Source organism: Streptococcus cristatus (assembly GCF_003943465.1).
GTDB lineage: Bacteria > Bacillota > Bacilli > Lactobacillales > Streptococcaceae > Streptococcus > Streptococcus cristatus_C.
In genome coordinates, this window is sequence record NZ_RJPR01000002.1 from 297518 (window position 1) to 316206 (window position 18689).

At 41.5% G+C, this 18689-nt stretch carries 17 protein-coding genes; 3 read left to right on the forward strand and 14 right to left on the reverse strand.

Annotated elements, in window-relative coordinates; genetic code table 11:
• Positions 1–73: 73 nt before the first annotated feature.
• A complete protein-coding gene (locus D8793_RS03975) occupies positions 74–820 on the forward strand; it encodes a tRNA1(Val) (adenine(37)-N6)-methyltransferase (RefSeq protein WP_061909566.1) in 747 nt (248 codons plus the stop codon).
• Positions 810–1073 (forward strand): GIY-YIG nuclease family protein, encoded by a 264-nt coding sequence (locus tag D8793_RS03980; protein ID WP_125370632.1) that lies wholly within the window; start codon positions 810–812, stop codon positions 1071–1073. Before D8793_RS03975 ends, D8793_RS03980 begins: the two co-directional genes overlap by 11 nt.
• A gap of 34 nt (positions 1074–1107) precedes the next feature.
• Here the strand turns inward: D8793_RS03980 and lacD are convergent, their stop codons facing one another.
• The 10 genes from lacD to cshA all read right to left on the reverse strand — a co-directional run bounded on the left by lacD (position 1108) and on the right by cshA (position 10583).
• A complete protein-coding gene (gene lacD, locus D8793_RS03985) occupies positions 1108–2088 on the reverse strand; it encodes a tagatose-bisphosphate aldolase (protein WP_125370633.1) in 981 nt (326 codons plus the stop codon).
• 1 nt (position 2089) lies between these two features.
• Positions 2090–3019: a tagatose-6-phosphate kinase gene (locus tag D8793_RS03990; RefSeq protein WP_125370634.1), complete on the reverse strand. Its 930-nt coding sequence runs from the start codon at positions 3017–3019 to the stop codon at positions 2090–2092.
• A 10-nt stretch (positions 3020–3029) separates the two neighbouring features.
• On the reverse strand, positions 3030–3545 hold the full coding sequence (gene lacB, locus D8793_RS03995) for a galactose-6-phosphate isomerase subunit LacB (RefSeq protein ID WP_125370635.1): 516 nt from the start codon (positions 3543–3545) through the stop codon (positions 3030–3032).
• A 148-nt stretch (positions 3546–3693) separates the two neighbouring features.
• Positions 3694–4119: a galactose-6-phosphate isomerase subunit LacA gene (gene lacA / locus D8793_RS04000; protein WP_125370636.1), complete on the reverse strand. Its 426-nt coding sequence runs from the start codon at positions 4117–4119 to the stop codon at positions 3694–3696.
• A 144-nt stretch (positions 4120–4263) separates the two neighbouring features.
• The gene (locus tag D8793_RS04005) at positions 4264–5160 is read right to left on the reverse strand and encodes an aldose 1-epimerase family protein (RefSeq protein ID WP_125370637.1); all 897 of its coding nucleotides are present in this window, start codon (positions 5158–5160) and stop codon (positions 4264–4266) included.
• A 157-nt stretch (positions 5161–5317) separates the two neighbouring features.
• Positions 5318–6793 (reverse strand): PTS galactitol transporter subunit IIC, encoded by a 1476-nt coding sequence (locus D8793_RS04010; RefSeq protein WP_125370638.1) that lies wholly within the window; start codon positions 6791–6793, stop codon positions 5318–5320.
• A gap of 52 nt (positions 6794–6845) precedes the next feature.
• A complete protein-coding gene (locus tag D8793_RS04015; protein WP_005590672.1) occupies positions 6846–7151 on the reverse strand; it encodes a PTS sugar transporter subunit IIB in 306 nt (101 codons plus the stop codon).
• Positions 7152–7171: 20 nt separating this feature from the next.
• On the reverse strand, positions 7172–7648 hold the full coding sequence (locus D8793_RS04020) for a PTS sugar transporter subunit IIA (RefSeq protein WP_125370639.1): 477 nt from the start codon (positions 7646–7648) through the stop codon (positions 7172–7174).
• A 327-nt stretch (positions 7649–7975) separates the two neighbouring features.
• On the reverse strand, positions 7976–8722 hold the full coding sequence (locus tag D8793_RS04025; protein ID WP_005590674.1) for a DeoR/GlpR family DNA-binding transcription regulator: 747 nt from the start codon (positions 8720–8722) through the stop codon (positions 7976–7978).
• Between the two features lie 286 nt (positions 8723–9008).
• Positions 9009–10583, reverse strand: a complete 1575-nt coding sequence (gene cshA, locus D8793_RS04030; protein WP_125370640.1) for a degradosome RNA helicase CshA — start codon at positions 10581–10583, stop codon at positions 9009–9011.
• A 356-nt stretch (positions 10584–10939) separates the two neighbouring features.
• Here cshA and D8793_RS04040 point away from each other — a divergent pair, with 356 nt between their 5' ends.
• A complete protein-coding gene (locus tag D8793_RS04040; protein WP_125370641.1) occupies positions 10940–11320 on the forward strand; it encodes a hypothetical protein in 381 nt (126 codons plus the stop codon).
• 266 nt (positions 11321–11586) lie between these two features.
• Here the strand turns inward: D8793_RS04040 and pyk are convergent, their stop codons facing one another.
• The 4 genes from pyk to ccpA all read right to left on the reverse strand — a co-directional run bounded on the left by pyk (position 11587) and on the right by ccpA (position 18679).
• The gene (gene pyk, locus D8793_RS04045) at positions 11587–13092 is read right to left on the reverse strand and encodes a pyruvate kinase (RefSeq protein ID WP_048763629.1); all 1506 of its coding nucleotides are present in this window, start codon (positions 13090–13092) and stop codon (positions 11587–11589) included.
• A gap of 52 nt (positions 13093–13144) precedes the next feature.
• A complete protein-coding gene (gene pfkA, locus D8793_RS04050; RefSeq protein WP_005590682.1) occupies positions 13145–14155 on the reverse strand; it encodes a 6-phosphofructokinase in 1011 nt (336 codons plus the stop codon).
• Between the two features lie 84 nt (positions 14156–14239).
• On the reverse strand, positions 14240–17350 hold the full coding sequence (locus D8793_RS04055; protein ID WP_125383770.1) for a DNA polymerase III subunit alpha: 3111 nt from the start codon (positions 17348–17350) through the stop codon (positions 14240–14242).
• Positions 17351–17674: 324 nt separating this feature from the next.
• Complete coding sequence (gene ccpA, locus D8793_RS04060) at positions 17675–18679, reverse strand: catabolite control protein A (protein WP_125370643.1); 1005 nt, start codon at positions 18677–18679, stop codon at positions 17675–17677.
• Positions 18680–18689: the final 10 nt, after the last annotated feature.

Genomic DNA, 18689 nt, shown 5'->3' on the forward strand with positions numbered 1-18689 from the left:
CTGTCAGGTGTTTTTTCCTATAAAATTTCTCTTTCTTCTTTGGAATAGCACCTAATCATGCTATAATGTTGGTATGACAGAAACAAAATTAAAAGACGGAGAAAGAGTCAACCAACTCTTTTCCACTGATATAAAAATCATTCAAAATAGCGAGGTTTTTAGCTATTCAGTCGATAGTGTCCTGCTTTCTCGCTTTCCAAAATTACCCAAACGAGGGCTCATCGTCGATCTCTGCGCTGGAAACGGGGCTGTTGGTCTCTTTGCTAGCACACGGACTCAGGCCCAGATTCTAGCGGTGGAAATTCAGGAACGTTTGGCAGATATGGCCCAGCGTTCCATTGAATTAAATCACCTTACTCAACAGATGCAGGTCATCCATGACGACTTGAAAAATCTAGGCGCCCATATATCTGGCAGTAAGGTTGACATCATTCTCTGCAATCCTCCCTATTTCAAGGTAGATGAACATTCCAATCTTAACGGCAGTGAGCATTATCTGCTAGCGCGTCACGAAGTTGCTACCAATTTAGAAGAAATTTGCACGATTGCCCAGCGAGTCCTCAAGTCTAACGGTCGTCTAGCTATGGTTCATCGGCCAGATCGCTTTTTAGATATTTTAGAAACCATGAAAAACCATAATCTAGCGCCCAAGCGCATCCAGTTTGTCTATCCCAAGCAGGGGAGAGAAGCCAATATGCTCTTAATTGAAGCTATTAAAGATGGTTCACCGGACGGCCTGAAAATCCTCCCGCCCCTCTTTATCCACGAGCAAGATGGCAGCTATACACCAGAAATTCAAGAGATTTACTATGGAAAATAAAGCCTATATGTACGTCCTTGAATGCGGAGATGGCTCCCTCTACACAGGCTATACAACTGATGTAGAAGCTCGTCTCAAAACACATCAGGCTGGAAAAGGAGCCAAGTACACCCGCGCCCGATTGCCCGTCACGCTTATCTATCAAGAAGAATACCCCGACAAATCTGCAGCCATGTCGGCTGAAGCCCTCTTCAAAAAAAAGAAACGAGCTGAAAAACTAGCTTATATAGAAGAAAAACGTAGTAAGTCCTAAAAATTACTACGTTTTTTGAATTCTAAAATCAAGATTAGAGGCGTTCCTTCCAAGAAGTCGCAGTCTGTTGAAGAACCTTGTTGAGCTCATCAATGTTTTCAAATCCAGTTGTACGAAGCCATTCACGAGCTGCTGCTTCACCGTCTTTGATGTAAGCTTCAACTGATCCAGCCCAAGTTGCACGGCCGCAAAGAACTCCGTTGAAGTTTGCGCCTGATTCGTGGGCAAAGACGAGTGTTTCTTGGAAGAGTTTGGCTGATACACCCGCACTCAAGTAGATATATGGCAAGTTAGTCGCTTCATCTTGCTCTTTGAAGAAGGCTGCTGCTTCTTCACGTGTATGCACGATTTCACCATCGCCAAAGCCTTCAACGTATTTGACGTTGACTGGAACTTCCACTTTCAAAACATCGATGTTGAAGCGTGGGTCTGAGAAGACCTTCATGGCACCGATAACCTTGTGTGGTTTTACTTTTGCGTATTCTGCAGAACCTGCGTCAGCGATTTTTTCATCGTAAGCCAAAATTTCAAGGAAGAATGGAATGTCTTCTGCCACACATTCAGAGCCGATGCGTTCAATGTAGGCTTGTTTTTGTTGGTTGAGTTCGTCAGAGCTGTCTACGTCATAGTAAAGCAAGAACTTAACAGCGTCTGCGCCTTGTTCCTTGATGCGTTTGGCAGACCAAACATCCAAGCAGTCTGGCAAGCGTTTGGTGCTAGTTGTGTCATAACCTGTTTTCTCATAAGCAAGGAGAAGCCCTGCATTTGGCGCAAGTGCTTTTGTAGCTGGAAGTCCATACTCTGGGTCGAGAAGCATAGATGAAGCGTATTTAGTCAATTCATCTGCTACCAAGACTTTGAGTTCTTCCATTTGAGCCACTGTTGGCTCTTCTGTTTGGTATTGAGCCATGAGGCGTTTCAAAGCACCACGTTGGTCAAAGGCAAGAGCTGAGATGATGCCGTTCTCGTCAGAGAGTTTTTCCAAATATTTGCGTTTTTGTTCTGTTAAAGCCATTTTATACCTCTTTTACTATTAATTGATCATATAGAGCTTGATAGTTGGCCATATTGACATGACCTGTCATTTTTTCTTGAGCGTTGAGCATACCAAGGACATTGGCCTTGATGAGGAGTTCTGCATCCGATTCCTTATGAAGAAGTCCTGAGGAAATTCCTGCCACAGTAGAATCTCCAGATCCGACAGGATTGACTACCTGAATTTTTGGAATATCTACCTTGTAGAAAGTATCACCATGTTTAGCAAAAGCACCATTGGCACCAAGTGAAACGATAATCCACTCAATACCTATAAATAACGGTTCTTGAAGAACTTCTTTTAATTCATCCAAATCTTCTGAAACTTCTTTCCCAAGAAGCTGAGACAATTCTTCGTTATTTGGTTTAATAACTGTTGGTTTGTGGGGTGATTCAAGAACCGCCTGAAGGGCAGCACCTGAGCAGTCTAGAACAACTGGTTTTCCTGCTTGATTAGAAAGTTCTACCAAGCTTGCATAGTAGTCAACTGGAAGGCCTGCTGGCAGACTACCAGAGATAGCCACTACTTCCACAGTGTCAAGGAGATTCTCGAAATGAGCCAAGAAATCTTGACCTTCTTTTTCAAGAATTTCAGGTCCTTTTTCAAGAATTTCTGTTTGGTTGTCTCCGTGTAGAATAGCGATACAGTTACGAGTTTCTCCTTGAATTGTGAAGAAATGTTTACTGACCTTATCATCGATATGTTCTACCAAAAACTCACCAAGTTTACCACCGACCAAACCAGTAGCAGCAACAGAATCACCAAATTCTGAAAGAACTCGTGTAACATTGAGACCTTTACCACCAGCTGTCTTGGTCACGTCCACCACACGGTTGACAGTGTCAATTTTTAATTCATCCAAGGGATAGGAAATATCAATGGATGGATTCATTGTGACTGTTAAAATCATGCGTCACCTCTTAGTCGTGGTACTCACCGCGATCCCATTTTTCAAGGAATTCTGTAAAGAAGTTTGCATCTGCTTGATGAGCATTGTGACTTTCAACGTGCTCAATTTTCGCAATCAATTTTTTATTTTCTTCTGATGGTTTGTATTCAGCATTGATGAAAGCTTCAATGATATCACACATGAGCAATTCACCAGTGATTTTACCACCAAAACCAATAACGTTGGCGTTCAATTGTTCTTTTGCATAAAGAGCTGTTGTCATATCACGAACCAAGGCAGAACGGACACCAGGAACTTTATTTACAGCATTATTGATACCAACACCAGTACCACAGATACATACCCCAAGATCAGCTTGACCGCTTGTAACGGCTTCACCAACTTTTTTACCAAAGATTGGGTAGTGAGTACGTGTGTGGTCATAGGTACCAAAGTCGATGACTTCATATCCTTTTGATTTCAAAAATTCTGAAACCGCCATTTTTTCATCTGTTACGATGTGGTCACATCCAATTGCAATTCTCATTAGTTATTCCCTCCGATTAATTATATAAATCTCATATCATTTATCCTTACTCAAGAAAAATCAAGATTAGCTTAGGAAGCGAGCTGCGAGCATAACTGAAGTTAGCTAAAGGGAGCTGACGACAGATTATCTTGATTTTTGAAGAGTATTAGCACATTTTGTTCAACATATCGACCCGAATCTGGTGACGACCGCCGTCGTATTTACCATTAACAAAACCTTTAGCAATATTTTTCGCCAATTTATCACCAACGACTTCTGCACCCATAGTGATCATACGTGAGTTGTTGTGGCCACGAGTCATATAAGCTGAACGTTCATCAGATACTTCTGCGGCAACCATTCCTTTAATCTTAGTTGCAACCATGAACGGACCAGCACCATAGGCATCAATCACGATACCAAGGTTTTGTTCTTCTTTGTTTACTTCTGCAGCAACAGCAAGAGTCACATCGACAAAGTCTTGACCTTCAGCCGTAACATCCACTACGTGGAAGTTTTCTTTTTCCAAGAAGTCTTTCACAACTTCTTTCAATCTCAAACCTGCAGCATCTGCACCAATGATAATAGACATATTAAGTCCTCCTTTAATTTTCTATATAATGAACTAAAATGTTTTAAAACATTAAACGTTATTTGATTCACAAGTTTATAATACAACATTTTATGTTTACTGTCAACATTATATGTTTGTTTTTAAACATTTTTAAAATTTTCTTTAAAAAATAGTAATATCAAATCCAATTTCTTCTTTTTCTCCTGCTGGGAGTAGACGGACGTTTTTCTTGCTTTCTAAATAATCACCCTCTTCTAACGAGGTCGACAAACCTGACCAAGGTTCCAAGGCTATAAATGGCCCTTTGTTAATAGTTGACCAGATAATTAGATTTGGAAATTCTTGAAAATCTAAACGTAACCCTTTATCATGATTCCGAGAACGAAGAGCAACGGTCCGTGATTTTAGCTCATCAAGGGTCACTGCATCTTTATCAAAGATGGCATAGTCCAAATTTAGTTCTTTTTGATGATCTAGGAAACTTGTACGTTCCAGAAAGTTCAACATACCAGTTTCAGGATAAGAGAGAGGAACACTGCAGGTTTCTTCCTGTTCAAACTCCAAATAGTAATCCTCATAATTTTCATCATCAAATAAAGGGCAGTTAAATCCCGGATGACCTCCGATGAAGTACGGCATAGCGCCACTATCTCCACGATTTTCTACGATATACTGGGTACGAAGCTTCTTGCCAGTTAAGCTATAGCGAATCGATAAGCAGAAATGATAGGGATAGTTCTGAAACATCTCCTCTGTGTCCTCAATAGCAAAAGTCACACTCGTATCCGTTTGTTCTACTAATTCAAATTCTTTCTTGCGAACGAGCCCATGCCGAGGAATGACTCCACTTGCTTCTTGACCATCTTTTAATACATAGTGAGCGGTGTCATTGCGCAAACTCCCACAAATGGGGAAAAGTACTGGAGCTTGACCACTCCAATAGGTCGCATCACCCTGCCAGAGGTATTCTACACCATCCTTATCCTTGATTGAAGAAAGCGCTCCTCCCAATTTCTCAAACTGCACTGTCAATTCATCATTTGCTAGCGTAATCACCATCCAAATCTCCTCTCTACTTCAGAGAAAAAGGCAGGCTTCTGACTTCTCTCTGCTTAGTATTCATCACATAGGAAAAGCTAGATTATCAACATTCCCATTTGGAAATGGACAATCTAGCTTCCCTAGTCTTACAATATTTAACAATAGTTAACGGATATTATTTCGCTTTTGCTGCATATTCTGCATTCCGTTTGATCATTTGCTTTCTGTACCAAGCAAAGATTCCAATATAAGCACCAAGGAAGACAATAGCACCAATGATAGCTTTAATATCACCTGTAGTAGTATTACCAATAGTCCAGCCCAAGAGTTTTTCGATTGGTCCTTCAAGTGTTGAGTGAGTGATCAATTGAGACTGGCTAACTCCTTCAGGGAAGGCACCTACGCCTTTAGCAAGTTCTGTTGCAAACGGTGCAATCAGGGTACCTGAAAGAAGGAAGAGTGGTAACAAGAGTGTTCCAAAGACAATCATACGAAGCAATTTACCACGAGTAACAACCAGAAGGGCAGGTGTCACACCCATGGCGATGATACCAGCCAATGGCAAGATACCGTTTCCTACATTAGAAAGCAGAACTGCTTCAATCAGCATGATTGGGGCAAGTACGTTAGCGCAGGCCCAAATTTCTGCACGACCAGCGATAAATGGCCAGTCAAGACCGATGTTGAATTTACGTCCTTGTAGACGTTTTGTTGCTACGTTAGTAATACCTTGTGAAAGTGGTTCAACGGCTGCGATAAACCATGATCCGATAAGTGAGAAGAGCTCCAAGCAGACACCGGCAGTCAAACCGAGAGACAACCATCCTTTAATAACCAATTGCCATGTGTTGCCATCTTCTACACCTGCTACTGGGTGCGGAGTGCCCATGATACCGATAACTACACCGAGAAGGAAACCGATGAAGAATTTAGATCCCCAGAAACCGATTTTCTTATTCAAAGCGGCAGCATCGAAGTCATATTTATCCAACCCAGGGAAGAACTTGTCAAAAATCTTATCCAAAACCATGATAACAGGGTTCATCATGTAGTTCATGTGAGTTGAAGTCATTGGTGATGAACTTGGTGCATTCAACAAATCATCAAAAGTTGGTTTCATCAAGTCAGAGTTGATAATCTTCAAGACACCAACCAAGACAACTGCTAAAGTTGCAATCAAGAGTGACACAGCAGGACTTACATGGCTCTTATCTGCATACCATTTGATGAGCAAGCCAGTGATTGACAAGTGCCAAATATCAAAGATATCCACATCCAATGTATCTGTTTTCTTTATAGCTAACATCACAACATTGACAATGAGCATGATGAGCAAGAAGTACAAGGTCCATGGAGAACCCCAAGTGATAGTTGCAAGCGGTGCCCAACCAACGTCAGTGATGTTCAACTGAATACCAGTGTTTTCAACGAATTTAGCAAGTGAAGCTGAGAAAGCTCCGTTAAGCATACCGATGATGGCACCGATACCAGTAAGAGCGATGGCAAGTTTGATACCACCTTCAAGCGCTTTGGAGAATTTCACTCCAAAAAGTAAAGCCAATACTGTCAAGATGATCAGCATGATGATAGGACCACCCATATCTAAGATGGGTTTAAAAATCTTATTGGCTAGGTCAATAATGACATCCATAATAATTCCTCCCTTTTTTTGTTATATGAATGTTAACAAGATAAAGAATAGATTAACTTAGTCCGTGCTCTTTAATTGCTGCTTCAATATTGTCAAACACTGGAGCGCTCATTGCAGGAATACGGAACAAGATTGGTCCAGCTTCGATAACTGGGATTCCTGGTTCAAAACCAAGATCTGTTGCAGCGATTGGCGTGAAGATATCATAACCTTGCATTAGATCTTCATTGACATCCTTAACCATCACGGCATCACAATGTACATCATAACCGCGGTTTGACAACTCTTCCTCAAGAGCACTCTTGATTTGGTGACTTGAGTTTACCCCTGCTCCGCAGGCTGCTAAAATTTTAATCATAATAAAATCCTCCGATTTATTTATTTAATAACTTTTGAAATATATTGGAACAACTCTTCTTTTGAGTTCAAAGAAGCTAAACCAGCTAGATTTCCTTCGCTAGTGAAGAAATCCATTAACTGTGCTAAGATATTGGTCTGGCTTGAGCTAGAGTTGTTGATAATAAAGAACAAGAGAGACACTTCAACGGTTTGCGTAGGAGAAATCATATTGTGGAAGGTTACAGGCTGATCTAGCTTAACGACTACCACATTTTCAGTCAGATTATGCGCAATATCCGTATGAGGTATGGCAACATTCGGCAATTCCTTGCCTAAAAATTCCATATCCAATCCAGTTGGAAACGCCTTTTCTCTTTCAAGTAAAGCGTTTCGATAAGAAGAAGTTACAACTTCTCTTTCTTCTAACAAATCAGCTACTTGATGAAAAAGATCTTCTTGATTTTCTGCATGTAAACAAAACACTAGATTTTCATCAAATAATTGGGCAAGCGCCATTTTATCATCTCTCCTTTTGTTTCTTTTTGTTCGTTTAATTAATTATATCATTATGTGATAGCGCTGTCAATAGTTTGTTTTGTTATTTTTTGTTTATTTGTCTAATAACTTAAATTTTTAATGTTCATATGAAGATAGAACATTTCGTCATTCTGAATTGTTAAGGAATAACATGAGTCATAAAAATATCCTTAGCAAGTCTAAGTTGATATACAAGAACTTTTCGTCCACTGTAAAATACAATTATTCATCTGCAATAAGAAATAAAAGCTACGAAATTCGCAGCTTTTAGAATCTTAAATTAACATTCATGACAACGCGATCAAATCAGAGAACCTTGGTGTAAGAACTATATTTTGCTCTCACTTTCGGAGAGATATGGTCATCCGTTACAATTGCGTCAATATTGTCCAAACGGTAAAAACTATAGAAAGAATAGCTATCAAATTTGCTATTATCTGCAACAATGTATTTTTCAATTGCATTGTTGAGAATAATGGCATTTCCATTCCCCTCTTCTTCATTGGCAGTCGTCACATTGTGGCCGTCAATTCCGTTCACTCCAATAAAGGCCTTTGATACCTTGATTTCTCGTAAAAGTTTATTGGCAAACTGCCCCACAAAAGTCTGGGTCTTGACCCGATAGCGTCCTCCAATCAAAATCAAATCAAAATTAGGATAATCCTTCAACTTTTCGAAAATAGGGAGTGAATTGGTTACAATACTGATATTTTTCCCCTCTAAATAATCGCCTATAAAATCCGTTGTAGTACCTGATCCGATAAAAACTGTGTCCCCTTCAGCAATCAAATCAGCACATTTCTTAGCAATCAGCTTCTTTTCTTCGATATTTAACATCGTTTTTTCAGAATGCGAAGCTTCATTCAAGCTATCTTTCACCTTTTTATGAGCCCCACCATGCACCCGAATCAAAAGTCCTTGCTTCTCAAGATCAATCAAATCTCGCCGAATGGTCATATCTGTTACATTCAGCAATTCCTTCAGGTTCTTTACAGACACAACTCCCGTCTGGTCCAGCTCTTGTAAGATCACTTTATGACGACTTTCCTTCATGTACAATCCTCCTTGTTGTTGATGTCTAGAGACGTCTCATCAAAGTTTCCCCTTTGATTCTTAGGTTCCTTGGACACCTCAAATCACTTTAATGTCCATGCACCATTGCTTATATCATTATACTACAATTTTTTCATATAAACAAAAAAATGTATACTTTTTTTCAAAAAAATAGATTATTGTTTGTTTATGCGTTTTCATTGTGCTGTTTTCAAACAAATATTGAAAGATAATCAAATTATTTTCAATAGAAAAATCCGATATCAGCTGACATCGGATTTTCTGTTTATTTATCGCCTTTATTACGGATAACAAAGCCGGTTTTCTTTTCGCTGGAAGTGCGTTGTGGGCGTTTATTTCCTCTGCTTTCGAAGTCGCGACTGTTCTTGTTTGACTTACGTTTAAAGTCACGGCGGCCACCCTCTCGATCTTCACGTCCGCCACGGCGATCACGGCCTTGGTCGCCTCGACGGCCGTTGCCACGACCACTCTTACCTTTTCCACCAAAACCGCCACCAGATGCTTTAAATGGCAATGGTTTTTCACGGGCAATTTCTACTTCAGGAAGGGCATCTGGATCCTGCACCGTCAAGCTGAGGATATACATAGCCAGCTCTTCTGGGCTGAATTCTGCTGCCAGCTTGCGGGCATCCTTACTGAATTTCTCAAAGTTAGAACGGATGCTTTCGTCCGCAAAATCGCGTTCAATCTTCTTAAGGGCAACTCTTTTCTTAGCTTGGAAAGCTTCTTCCGCAGTCGCTGGCTTAAGGCCTTTCATACGCTTCTTGGTCAGATTTTCGATAATCTGCAGATAACCCATTTCATTTGGCGCTACGAACGTGATAGACTGACCTGACTTACCAGCACGACCAGTCCGACCAATCCGGTGAACATAGCTTTCTGGATCCTGCGGAATGTCGTAGTTGTAGACGTGGGTCACACCAGAAATGTCCAATCCACGCGCGGCCACATCTGTCGCCACCAAGACATCCAGATTGCCGTTTTTAAAGTCGCGTAGAACGCGAAGGCGCTTGCCTTGGTCCAAATCGCCATGGATACCCTCTGCTCGGAAACCGCGGATTTTCAGGCCACGAGTCAGCTCATCCACCCGGCGCTTGGTCCGGCCAAAGACGATTGACAGCTCTGGCTGCTCCACATCCATCAGGCGGGTCATGGTATCAAATTTTTCATTTTCCTTGACACGGATATAATACTGATCTACCAGCTCTGTCGTCAACTCTTTAGCAGCAATCTTGACATGCTCAGGCTCCTTCATAAACTTGACACCGATACGCTTGATAGCATCCGGCATGGTCGCTGAAAAGAGCAAGGTCTGACGCTCTTCTGGCACACGGGAAATGATAGACTCAATATCTTCCAAAAAGCCCATGTTAAGCATTTCATCCGCTTCGTCCAAGATTAAGGTTTCAATCTGATTCAGCTTAAGCGCCTTGCGTTTGATCAAATCCAAAAGACGACCAGGTGTTCCTACGACGATATGAGCACCAGACTTGAGGGCCTTGATTTGCTTTTCGATGCTGGAGCCACCGTAGACAGAACGCACCTTGACACCCTTGCTGCGGCCAAAACGGAACAGCTCTTCCTGACTCTGAACAGCCAATTCACGGGTTGGAGCGATAATCAAAGCCTGCACAGCAGGATTATCTGTATCAATCTTCTCCAGAGTTGGGAAGCCAAAGGCCGCTGTCTTTCCTGTCCCTGTCTGGGCCTGACCAATAACATCCTTACCTGCCATAGCAAGTGGAATTGTCTGCTCTTGAATAGGGCTTGCTTCTACAAAGCCAGCTTTTTCAATCTCTGCTAGTAATTCAGCAGATAAATGTAATTCATTAAATTTCAATGTTCTTCTTCTTTCTAAAGGCGGTGCGAAGCCACCTTATAAGGCTTTTGATACTCAACTATCGAAACATACCAAGTGCTTTTCTCTTGCTAAATCTCGATTTTTTGAGAGTATTCGCTCTTCTCTTCATAAATATGGTCTCTCAAGTCTAGGCACTAAAAAAGCGCCGACTCGGTCGCTAGTTCCCACTGAATAGAAAAACTGTATTTCTGCAACTAATCTAGTATACCACAAAAGCACCTAAAAAGATAGGACTTGGCTGTAAAATATTTTATTAGAGATTCTTTTGTAAAAAATGAAAACTTGAAAATTATTTTCAAAAATAATATAATCTATAAAGAAGAAAGGAGACAGGTATGAATAAATTTTTACGAGTGACTTTCATTTTACTGATCATAGCTATGCTGGGCGCAGCTATGATCCAGATTTTCCAGCCCCAGCTATTGGGAAATGAGTCCATCTACTGCCTAGCTCCCTACTGGCAGCGGGAAATAGGTTTCTGGAATCTGGCTATTCTGCCTTTAGTCATTGCCACCAACATGAAGTATGATTGGTTTTATCTGCGTATGACCTTGCTAGCACTGATTCTGGGCGGGCTGGGCTTTGGCACCAACCATCTGCTAGGCTATCTGGAAAAGGCGAATCAAGCCAACCTACTGGGCTGGATTGAAAATTACCTACTCGTCTGCTGCTGGATCATCGGTTGGGTATTAGAATCTAGAAAAGAGAAAAAGTGATATAGAGAGTATCCATTATTAACCAATAATATAACGATAATCCATAATTATCATCTTTACACTATTGGTTCTTTGACTCCTTATTAACTGTGGTCGATTGAAAAGTCAAAAATCTGGAGAGGATAATAAGGATCTTCTCTTTTTTGATATGCAAAATGATAATATTCTTATTTTGAAGTTTTTATAATTACAAAATAAAAAAAACTCTAGAACAAAAAACAAACCGATAGAATGGATCTATCGGTTTTTGAATACTATGAAATAAATTAACGTACTGTACGGATACGCATTGTGTTTGTACGAACCGCTTCGCCAAGTGGTACACCTGCAACGATAACGATATCGTCACCAGACTCAACAAGACCTGCTTCAACTGCTTTACGTTCAGCAATTTCGAACATATCATCAGTTGATGAAGGTGCTTCTGTCAACATTGGGATAACACCCCAGTTCAACATCAAGCCACGTTCTGTCAATTCATCGAATGTCAATGCCAAGATATCAGCATTTGGACGGTATTTAGAGATTAAACGAGCAGTGTGACCAGTCTTAGTCAAAGTAACAATCAATTTGATATTCATTGAGTTTGTAGCATCTTTAACAGCTGAAGCCATAACTTCTGTCTTAGAGTTACGTTCGAAAGTATCTGAGTTCAAACGTCCGTATTCGTTAAGAAGAGTTTGAGCGTTCTTATCGATTGTAGCCATTGTAGTTACTGACTCAAGTGGGTATTTACCGTTTGCAGACTCACCTGAAAGCATTGTAGCGTCAGTTCCATCGATAACAGCGTTAAATACGTCTGATACTTCTGAACGAGTTGCACGTGGTTTTTCAGTCATTGTTTCAAGCATGTTTGTTGCTGTGATAACAACTTTACCAGCTGCATTGACTTTAGTAATGATCATTTTTTGGTAAACTGGAACCATTTCGAATGGTACTTCGATACCCATGTCACCACGAGCGATCATGATACCATCAGCAGCTTCAATGATTTCATCCAAGTTGTCGATACCTTGTTGGTTTTCGATTTTTGCAAACAATTGAACGTGACCGTTACCAGTTTCTTCACAGATTGCACGAACTTCGTCGACGTCTTTTGCAGTACGTACGAATGAAATCGCAATAAAGTTGATACCTTGTTCAAGACCGAAACGGATATCATCGTTATCGCGCTCAGCAAGTGCTGGAAAAGGAATTTTAGTGTTTGGGATGTTTACACCTTTCTGCTTAGCAATGATACCGTCATTTTCAACGACTACTTCAAATTCACGAGTTGCATCGTCTTTTGCGAAAACACGAAGACCAAGTTTACCATCGTCAACCAATACTTGGTGACCAACTTCCACATCATCGTAGATATCAAGGGCACCAGCAACGTTCAAAGCAATCACTTCACGAGTTGATTTGATTCCTTGTTTAGTTGCAACGCGGATCTTTTCACCAGTTTTGTATGAATACTCTTTTGCGTCACCTTCGAACAATTCTGTACGGATTTCTGGACCTTTAGTGTCAAGAAGGAAACCAACTTTTTTACCAGCGATTTCTTCCGCACGTTTAACAGTTGCCATACGCTCACCTTGTTCTTGGTGGTCACCGTGTGAGAAGTTGAAACGGAAAGTGTTTGCTCCTGCTTCAATTAATTTTGCAATATTTTGAGCTGAAGCTTCAACGTCCAGTTTTTCACCCCAGTATCCGTCTTCACCGAATTTTTTACCGCCACGGATTTCTACCGCAGGACCTAAAGTTGCAACGATTTTTACGCGTTTGTTCATGATATTAAGAAACTCCTTCTACTATTTGGGGATTTCACCCCTGATTGACCAATTAAATATTAATGCTGCGATTGAGCTCTGCTAAGCCGATATCAGCTTTATGTGGATTGTTGACAACGATTTTGCCGTCTGCAGTCAGGCTAAAGAGTGCGCCTTCTTCAGCAGTTCCCAAGATTGGGCTTTCCACCATTTTTTCATTACGGATACCTACGGCAACACCACCGATACCTTCTTTAAGTAGTTTAACGGCATGCGCTCCCATACGAGAAGCCAATACACGGTCGCGAGCAGTTGGTGAACCACCACGTTGGATGTGACCAAGTTCAGTCACACGGAGATCGCTAGTATCACCAGCTTCTTTCAGCTTTTTACCAAACTCATCTGCTGACATAACACCTTCAGCAAGAACAATGATATTATGCTTCTTACCTTTTTCATAGCCACGTTTGATGCTGGCAACGATATCTTCAATCTTGAAGCCTTCTTCAGGAATGATAATTTCATCTGCACCTGTAGCAATACCTGCCCACAGTGCGATATCTCCAGCGTTACGTCCCATTACTTCAACAACGAAAGTACGACGGTGACTGGATGATGTATCACGGATCTTGTCGATCGCATCCATTGCAGTTGTAACAGCAGTATCAAAACCGATAGTGAAATCTGTTCCGACAATGTCATTGTCAATAGTTCCAGGTACACCAACAGCTGGGAAGCCATGCTCTGTTAAGCGCATCGCACCATGGTAAGAACCATCTCCACCGATAACAACTACACCTTCAATACCGTGTTTCTTCAGTTGTTCGATTCCCTTTAATTGCCCTTCAAGTTTTGCAAACTCAGGGTAGCGTGCTGAATGAAGGAAAGTTCCTCCACGAGAAATAATGTCTCCAACTGAAGTCGCATCAAGTGGATAAATATCACCAGCAACCATTCCAGCGTAGCCGCCATAAATCCCATAAACTTCCATTCCTTCGGAAATTGCTTTACGAACGACTGCACGAATAGCAGCATTCATACCAGGGGCATCTCCACCACTGGTCAAAACAGCAATACGTTTCATTTCGTAATGTGCTCCTTTATCTTTTTAACATTCTTATAGATTATACCACAATCAGAATAAAAATTCTCTTATTTTCCTGATTTTTTACCGAAAAACCGTTTTCATGCTGTAATTTTCTAGTTCAGCTTGAAGTTGGTCTGATTTTTGAACTTGAAAGCCTGATGCAGGAACCGTTTTCTTGTCATTCTCATAGCGTAGCACCACGGGAATATCCCCAGGGTATCGCTGCAGGATCTCCGCAATATGCCTGTCGTGACTAGAGTCAGCCAATTGGATCCAAAAGCGTTCTGAGCTTGCTTTCTCCACCTCTGCTAGAACCATCTGTAGTCGGCCATCCCTCTCCTGAATTTTTCCAGTCAGATAGTAATAGCCTTTTTCTTGGATTAGTTGAGCAAAGCGGCGATAAACTTCAGGGAATAAAGTAACATCTAACTTTTTCTTGGTATCCGTCACTTGCATAAAGGCCATGTTTTCACCATTTTTTGTGCGAATAACCTTGATAGACTGGACTTCAACTAGAATGGTCGCCTTACTATTTTCCGCCAACTCTTCAATCCAGACAAAAGAACGATCGGCTTTCTTGGCTAGGCTAATGAGCGGGTGATCACTAAGGCCAATTCCAATCAAGGCTTGCTCCTGCTCAAACTTTTCTGCAGCAGTAAAATCCTCGGCATCCGTCCATGAATAGCTAGTATCAGCAAATAAACTCCCCAACTCATCCGCAAAGATAAAAAGATTCGGTAGATTGAGTAAAATCTTCTGCCGATTGGGCTCAAAAACATCAAAGAGCCCCAATTGCACCAAAGGACTTAAAAGCGGCAATTTATGATAACTCTGAGGCAAGCGTAAAATGAAATCTTCCACACTGCTAAAGGGATTTTTTTGACGCTCTTCTATGATCCAGAAAGCAAAATCCCTTGGCAAGCCCTTGATATTTTTCAGGCCAAGATAGATTTTCCGCTCCTGAAACTTATCTTTATAGGGAATGTTGTGGATGGTCAATGGAGCCAGTTCGAAGCCAAATCCAAGTGCATCCGTGATATAGTCCGAGCTCGAGTAGTTTAGCATAACATCAAAGAAGATGTCTGGATAGTGAGCCTTGAAATAGGCCAACTGAAAAGCTAGAGCCGAGTAAGCATAGGCATGACTGCGGTTGAAGCCATAACCGGCAAATTTCTCCATGACCGCAAAGACTTCCTTGGCTTTAGTCTCTGAGTGCCCCAATTTGACAGCTCCCCTAACGAATTCTTCCTCCATTTTATGCATTTCAGCAGCATTTTTCTTGCCCATTGCTCGCCGTAAAATATCGGCCTTCCCCAGACTAAAGCCACCAAAGCGCTGGGCGACCTGCATGACCTGCTCTTGGTAAAGCATGATACCATAGGTTGGTGCCAAGATATCCTCCAAGCTCTGATCAATCATCTCCACGCGCTCGCGACCATGCTTGCGCTTAACAAAGTTATCAATATAATCACTTGCTCCAGGACGATTGAGAGAGGTGGTAGCTACTACTTCTTCAAACTTTACAGGTTGGACTCTTTTCAAAAGACTGATGGCACCCGCTTGTTCAAACTGGAAAATACCCTTGGTATTGCCCGCTGCAAAGAGGCGTAGAGTTTCCTCGTCCTCCAAGTCAATGCGAGCAATATCAATATCAACTCCGTATTTGTCTAGAGCCGCTTCTTTCATCCGCTGGACAAAGGTTAAATTGCGCAGGCCCAGAAAGTCCATCTTAAGCAGTCCATTACTTTCCACACCGTGGGCATCGTACTGGGTGAGATACATATCCTCCCCGTATTTTAAGGGGATTTGATTGGTCAAATCATCGTCACTCATGACGACACCTGCCGCATGGATTGAGGTCTGGCGCGGATTTCCTTCGATTTTCTTGGCAATTTCAAAGGCCTTCTGATATTCTAGCTTACTATTGATAATCTGACGAAAGGCTATATTTCGCTCATAAGCAGTGGTTAAGTTGTCTCGAAAGCCAATTTTTTTGGTCATATTGGTCAGCTCGTACTCTGGCAAACCAAAGCGCTTAAAGACATCTCGGATGGCCTGCTTAGCCCCAAAGGTTGAGTAGGTCACAATCTGGGCTGCATGCATGCTACCATAACGATCTCGGACATAGCGGATAAACTCCGGTCGATACACATCGGGAATATCAATATCAATATCGGGCATGGTATAGCGCTCTAGATTTAGGAAACGTTCAAACAGCAGATTCTTTTCTACGGGATCAATGCCTGTAATTTCCAAAGCATAGGCTACTAAACTGCCAACTGCAGAGCCACGTCCCATCCCCATGTAATAACCTTGACTGCGGCCAAAGCGCAGCAAATCCCAGACAATAAGGAAATAATCATCAAAGCCCATCTGATGAATGACATCCAGTTCCTGATCCAGCCTTGCTTGATAGACTTCACCTGCAAGTCCTCGCTTGGCTAATCCTGCCTCAGCTAACTCCCGCAGCTCCTCTACAGCAGGACGCTCAGGATTGAAGCGCGGAAGCTTCAACTCGGTGTTGATTTCATAGTGAACATCAGCTATCAATTGTTCCAAATTGGGCAAACTCTCTGGAAAGTTTTCAGCGAAAACTTCCTCTAAAGATTCTGGCGCTAATAAAAACTCATGGCTCGACAGATGACCGACCTCTCGCAAGCTGATATTGCCCCGAATCGCCCTCAACATCTGCAAGGTTTCCAAGTCTCCCTGCTCAAAATAACGAACCGTATGTAAGGGCAGGACTGACCTAGTCAATTCCTGCCTAGGCGTATCTGGAAAGACCCCAACATAAAAGTCTAAACCAAGATCTAGTTGATCCACGCCCTCAAAAATTGGCACAATCAGAGCCAGCCCCTTAAAAAGATGTTGAAAGTCTTCCCAATTTTGACGATTCATCATTTTCAAAGTCGAAATCTTCATCAAATTGCGATAGCCCTGACTATCCAAAGCCAAGAGTCTCAAATTGAGAGGATTTCCATCTTTATAAATTTCCATCTCTAGACCTAGCAAGGGCTGAAGTCCTGTCGCTTTTGCCTCCTCTAGAAAATGATAAGCCCCATAAAGATTGTCCACATCCATCATACCCAGACTTTTGTAGCCCAAGTCCTTGGCCCGTTGAACATATTTTTTGATAGAGACTAAACTATCCATAAAGCTATAAACAGTCTTGGTATCTAGTTGTGTAATCACAAAATTCTCCTTGATACAGCTACGATAAATGATGCCTACTAATAAAAAGAAGACAGAAAAAATGCGTTTCCACTTCTTTATTTTTACATTTTATCTGAAAATCTATGCCAAATCTTGGCTAACTCCTGACCTCTTCATTCCTATCAGTTAAGCATATTGGACAAGCAATGATTTTCAACATTCCTGCTTCTATTATACCTAAATTTCTGTAAAGAAGAAACTCAGAGTCTCTTATATTCGGCGACCGTGTTTAACTAAAATAAAAAACGAGACAGAACTAAATTCTTTCAAAATTTAATTCTGTCCCATCCCGAATCAATTTTATTATTTACGAGTTGATTTGCGTTCATTGATCGTATGAGCTAGGAGGACTTCACGCTCTTCCAACTCTTCTTTATGCATAATCTTCGTCAGCATCCGCATACTAATCGCACCGATGTCATACAGAGGTTGTCCGATAGTAGACAGATTAGGGCGAGTAAAGCGAGCAATTTGCGAATCATCGCTAGTAATGATTTCAAAGTCTTCAGGAATACGAACACCTCGATCAGCCAAACCATTAAGCAAACCTGCTGCCAACTCATCTCCGGTCACAAAAGCCGCCGTTGCCTTTGAAGCAATCAGACGTTCAGCTAGATGATAACCATCATCGTAGCTATACTTAGACTCGAAGACTAAGCCTTCGCTGTATGAAATTTTCTTGCCCTTCAGAGCTTCTTTGTAGCCAGACAAACGGATTTTACCATTGATATCATCTACCAAAGGACCGCTGACAAAAGCAATTTTCTTGTTGCGCTTAGCCAATAGTTCCACAGCATCAACCGTTGCCTGTCTATAATCAATATTGACACTTGGTAACTGATGTTCTACATCCACCGTGCCCGCTAGAACCACTGGTGTCCGTGAACGTGAAAACTCTGAGCGAATTTTCTCTGTCAGATGGTAACCCATAAAAATAATACCATCTACTTGCTTAGAGAAAAGGGTATTAACAACCGAAACTTCCTTGTCATCATCTTCATCGCTGTTTGCCAGGACGATATTGTACTTATACATTTCAGCAATATCATCAATCCCTTTGGCTAAAGTAGAGAAGTAACTATTCGTGATATTAGGAATTACAACACCAACAGTGGTCGTCTTTTTGCTGGCCAAACCACGGGCAACTGCATTAGGACGATAGTCAAGACGTTCAATTACTTCTAGTACTTTTTTTCGTGTATTTTCTTTTACATTCTTGTTACCATTTACAACTCGGCTGACTGTCGCCATTGAAACTCCCGCTTCACGGGCGACATCATAAATGGTTACTGTGTCGTCTGTGTTCATATAGTTTCCT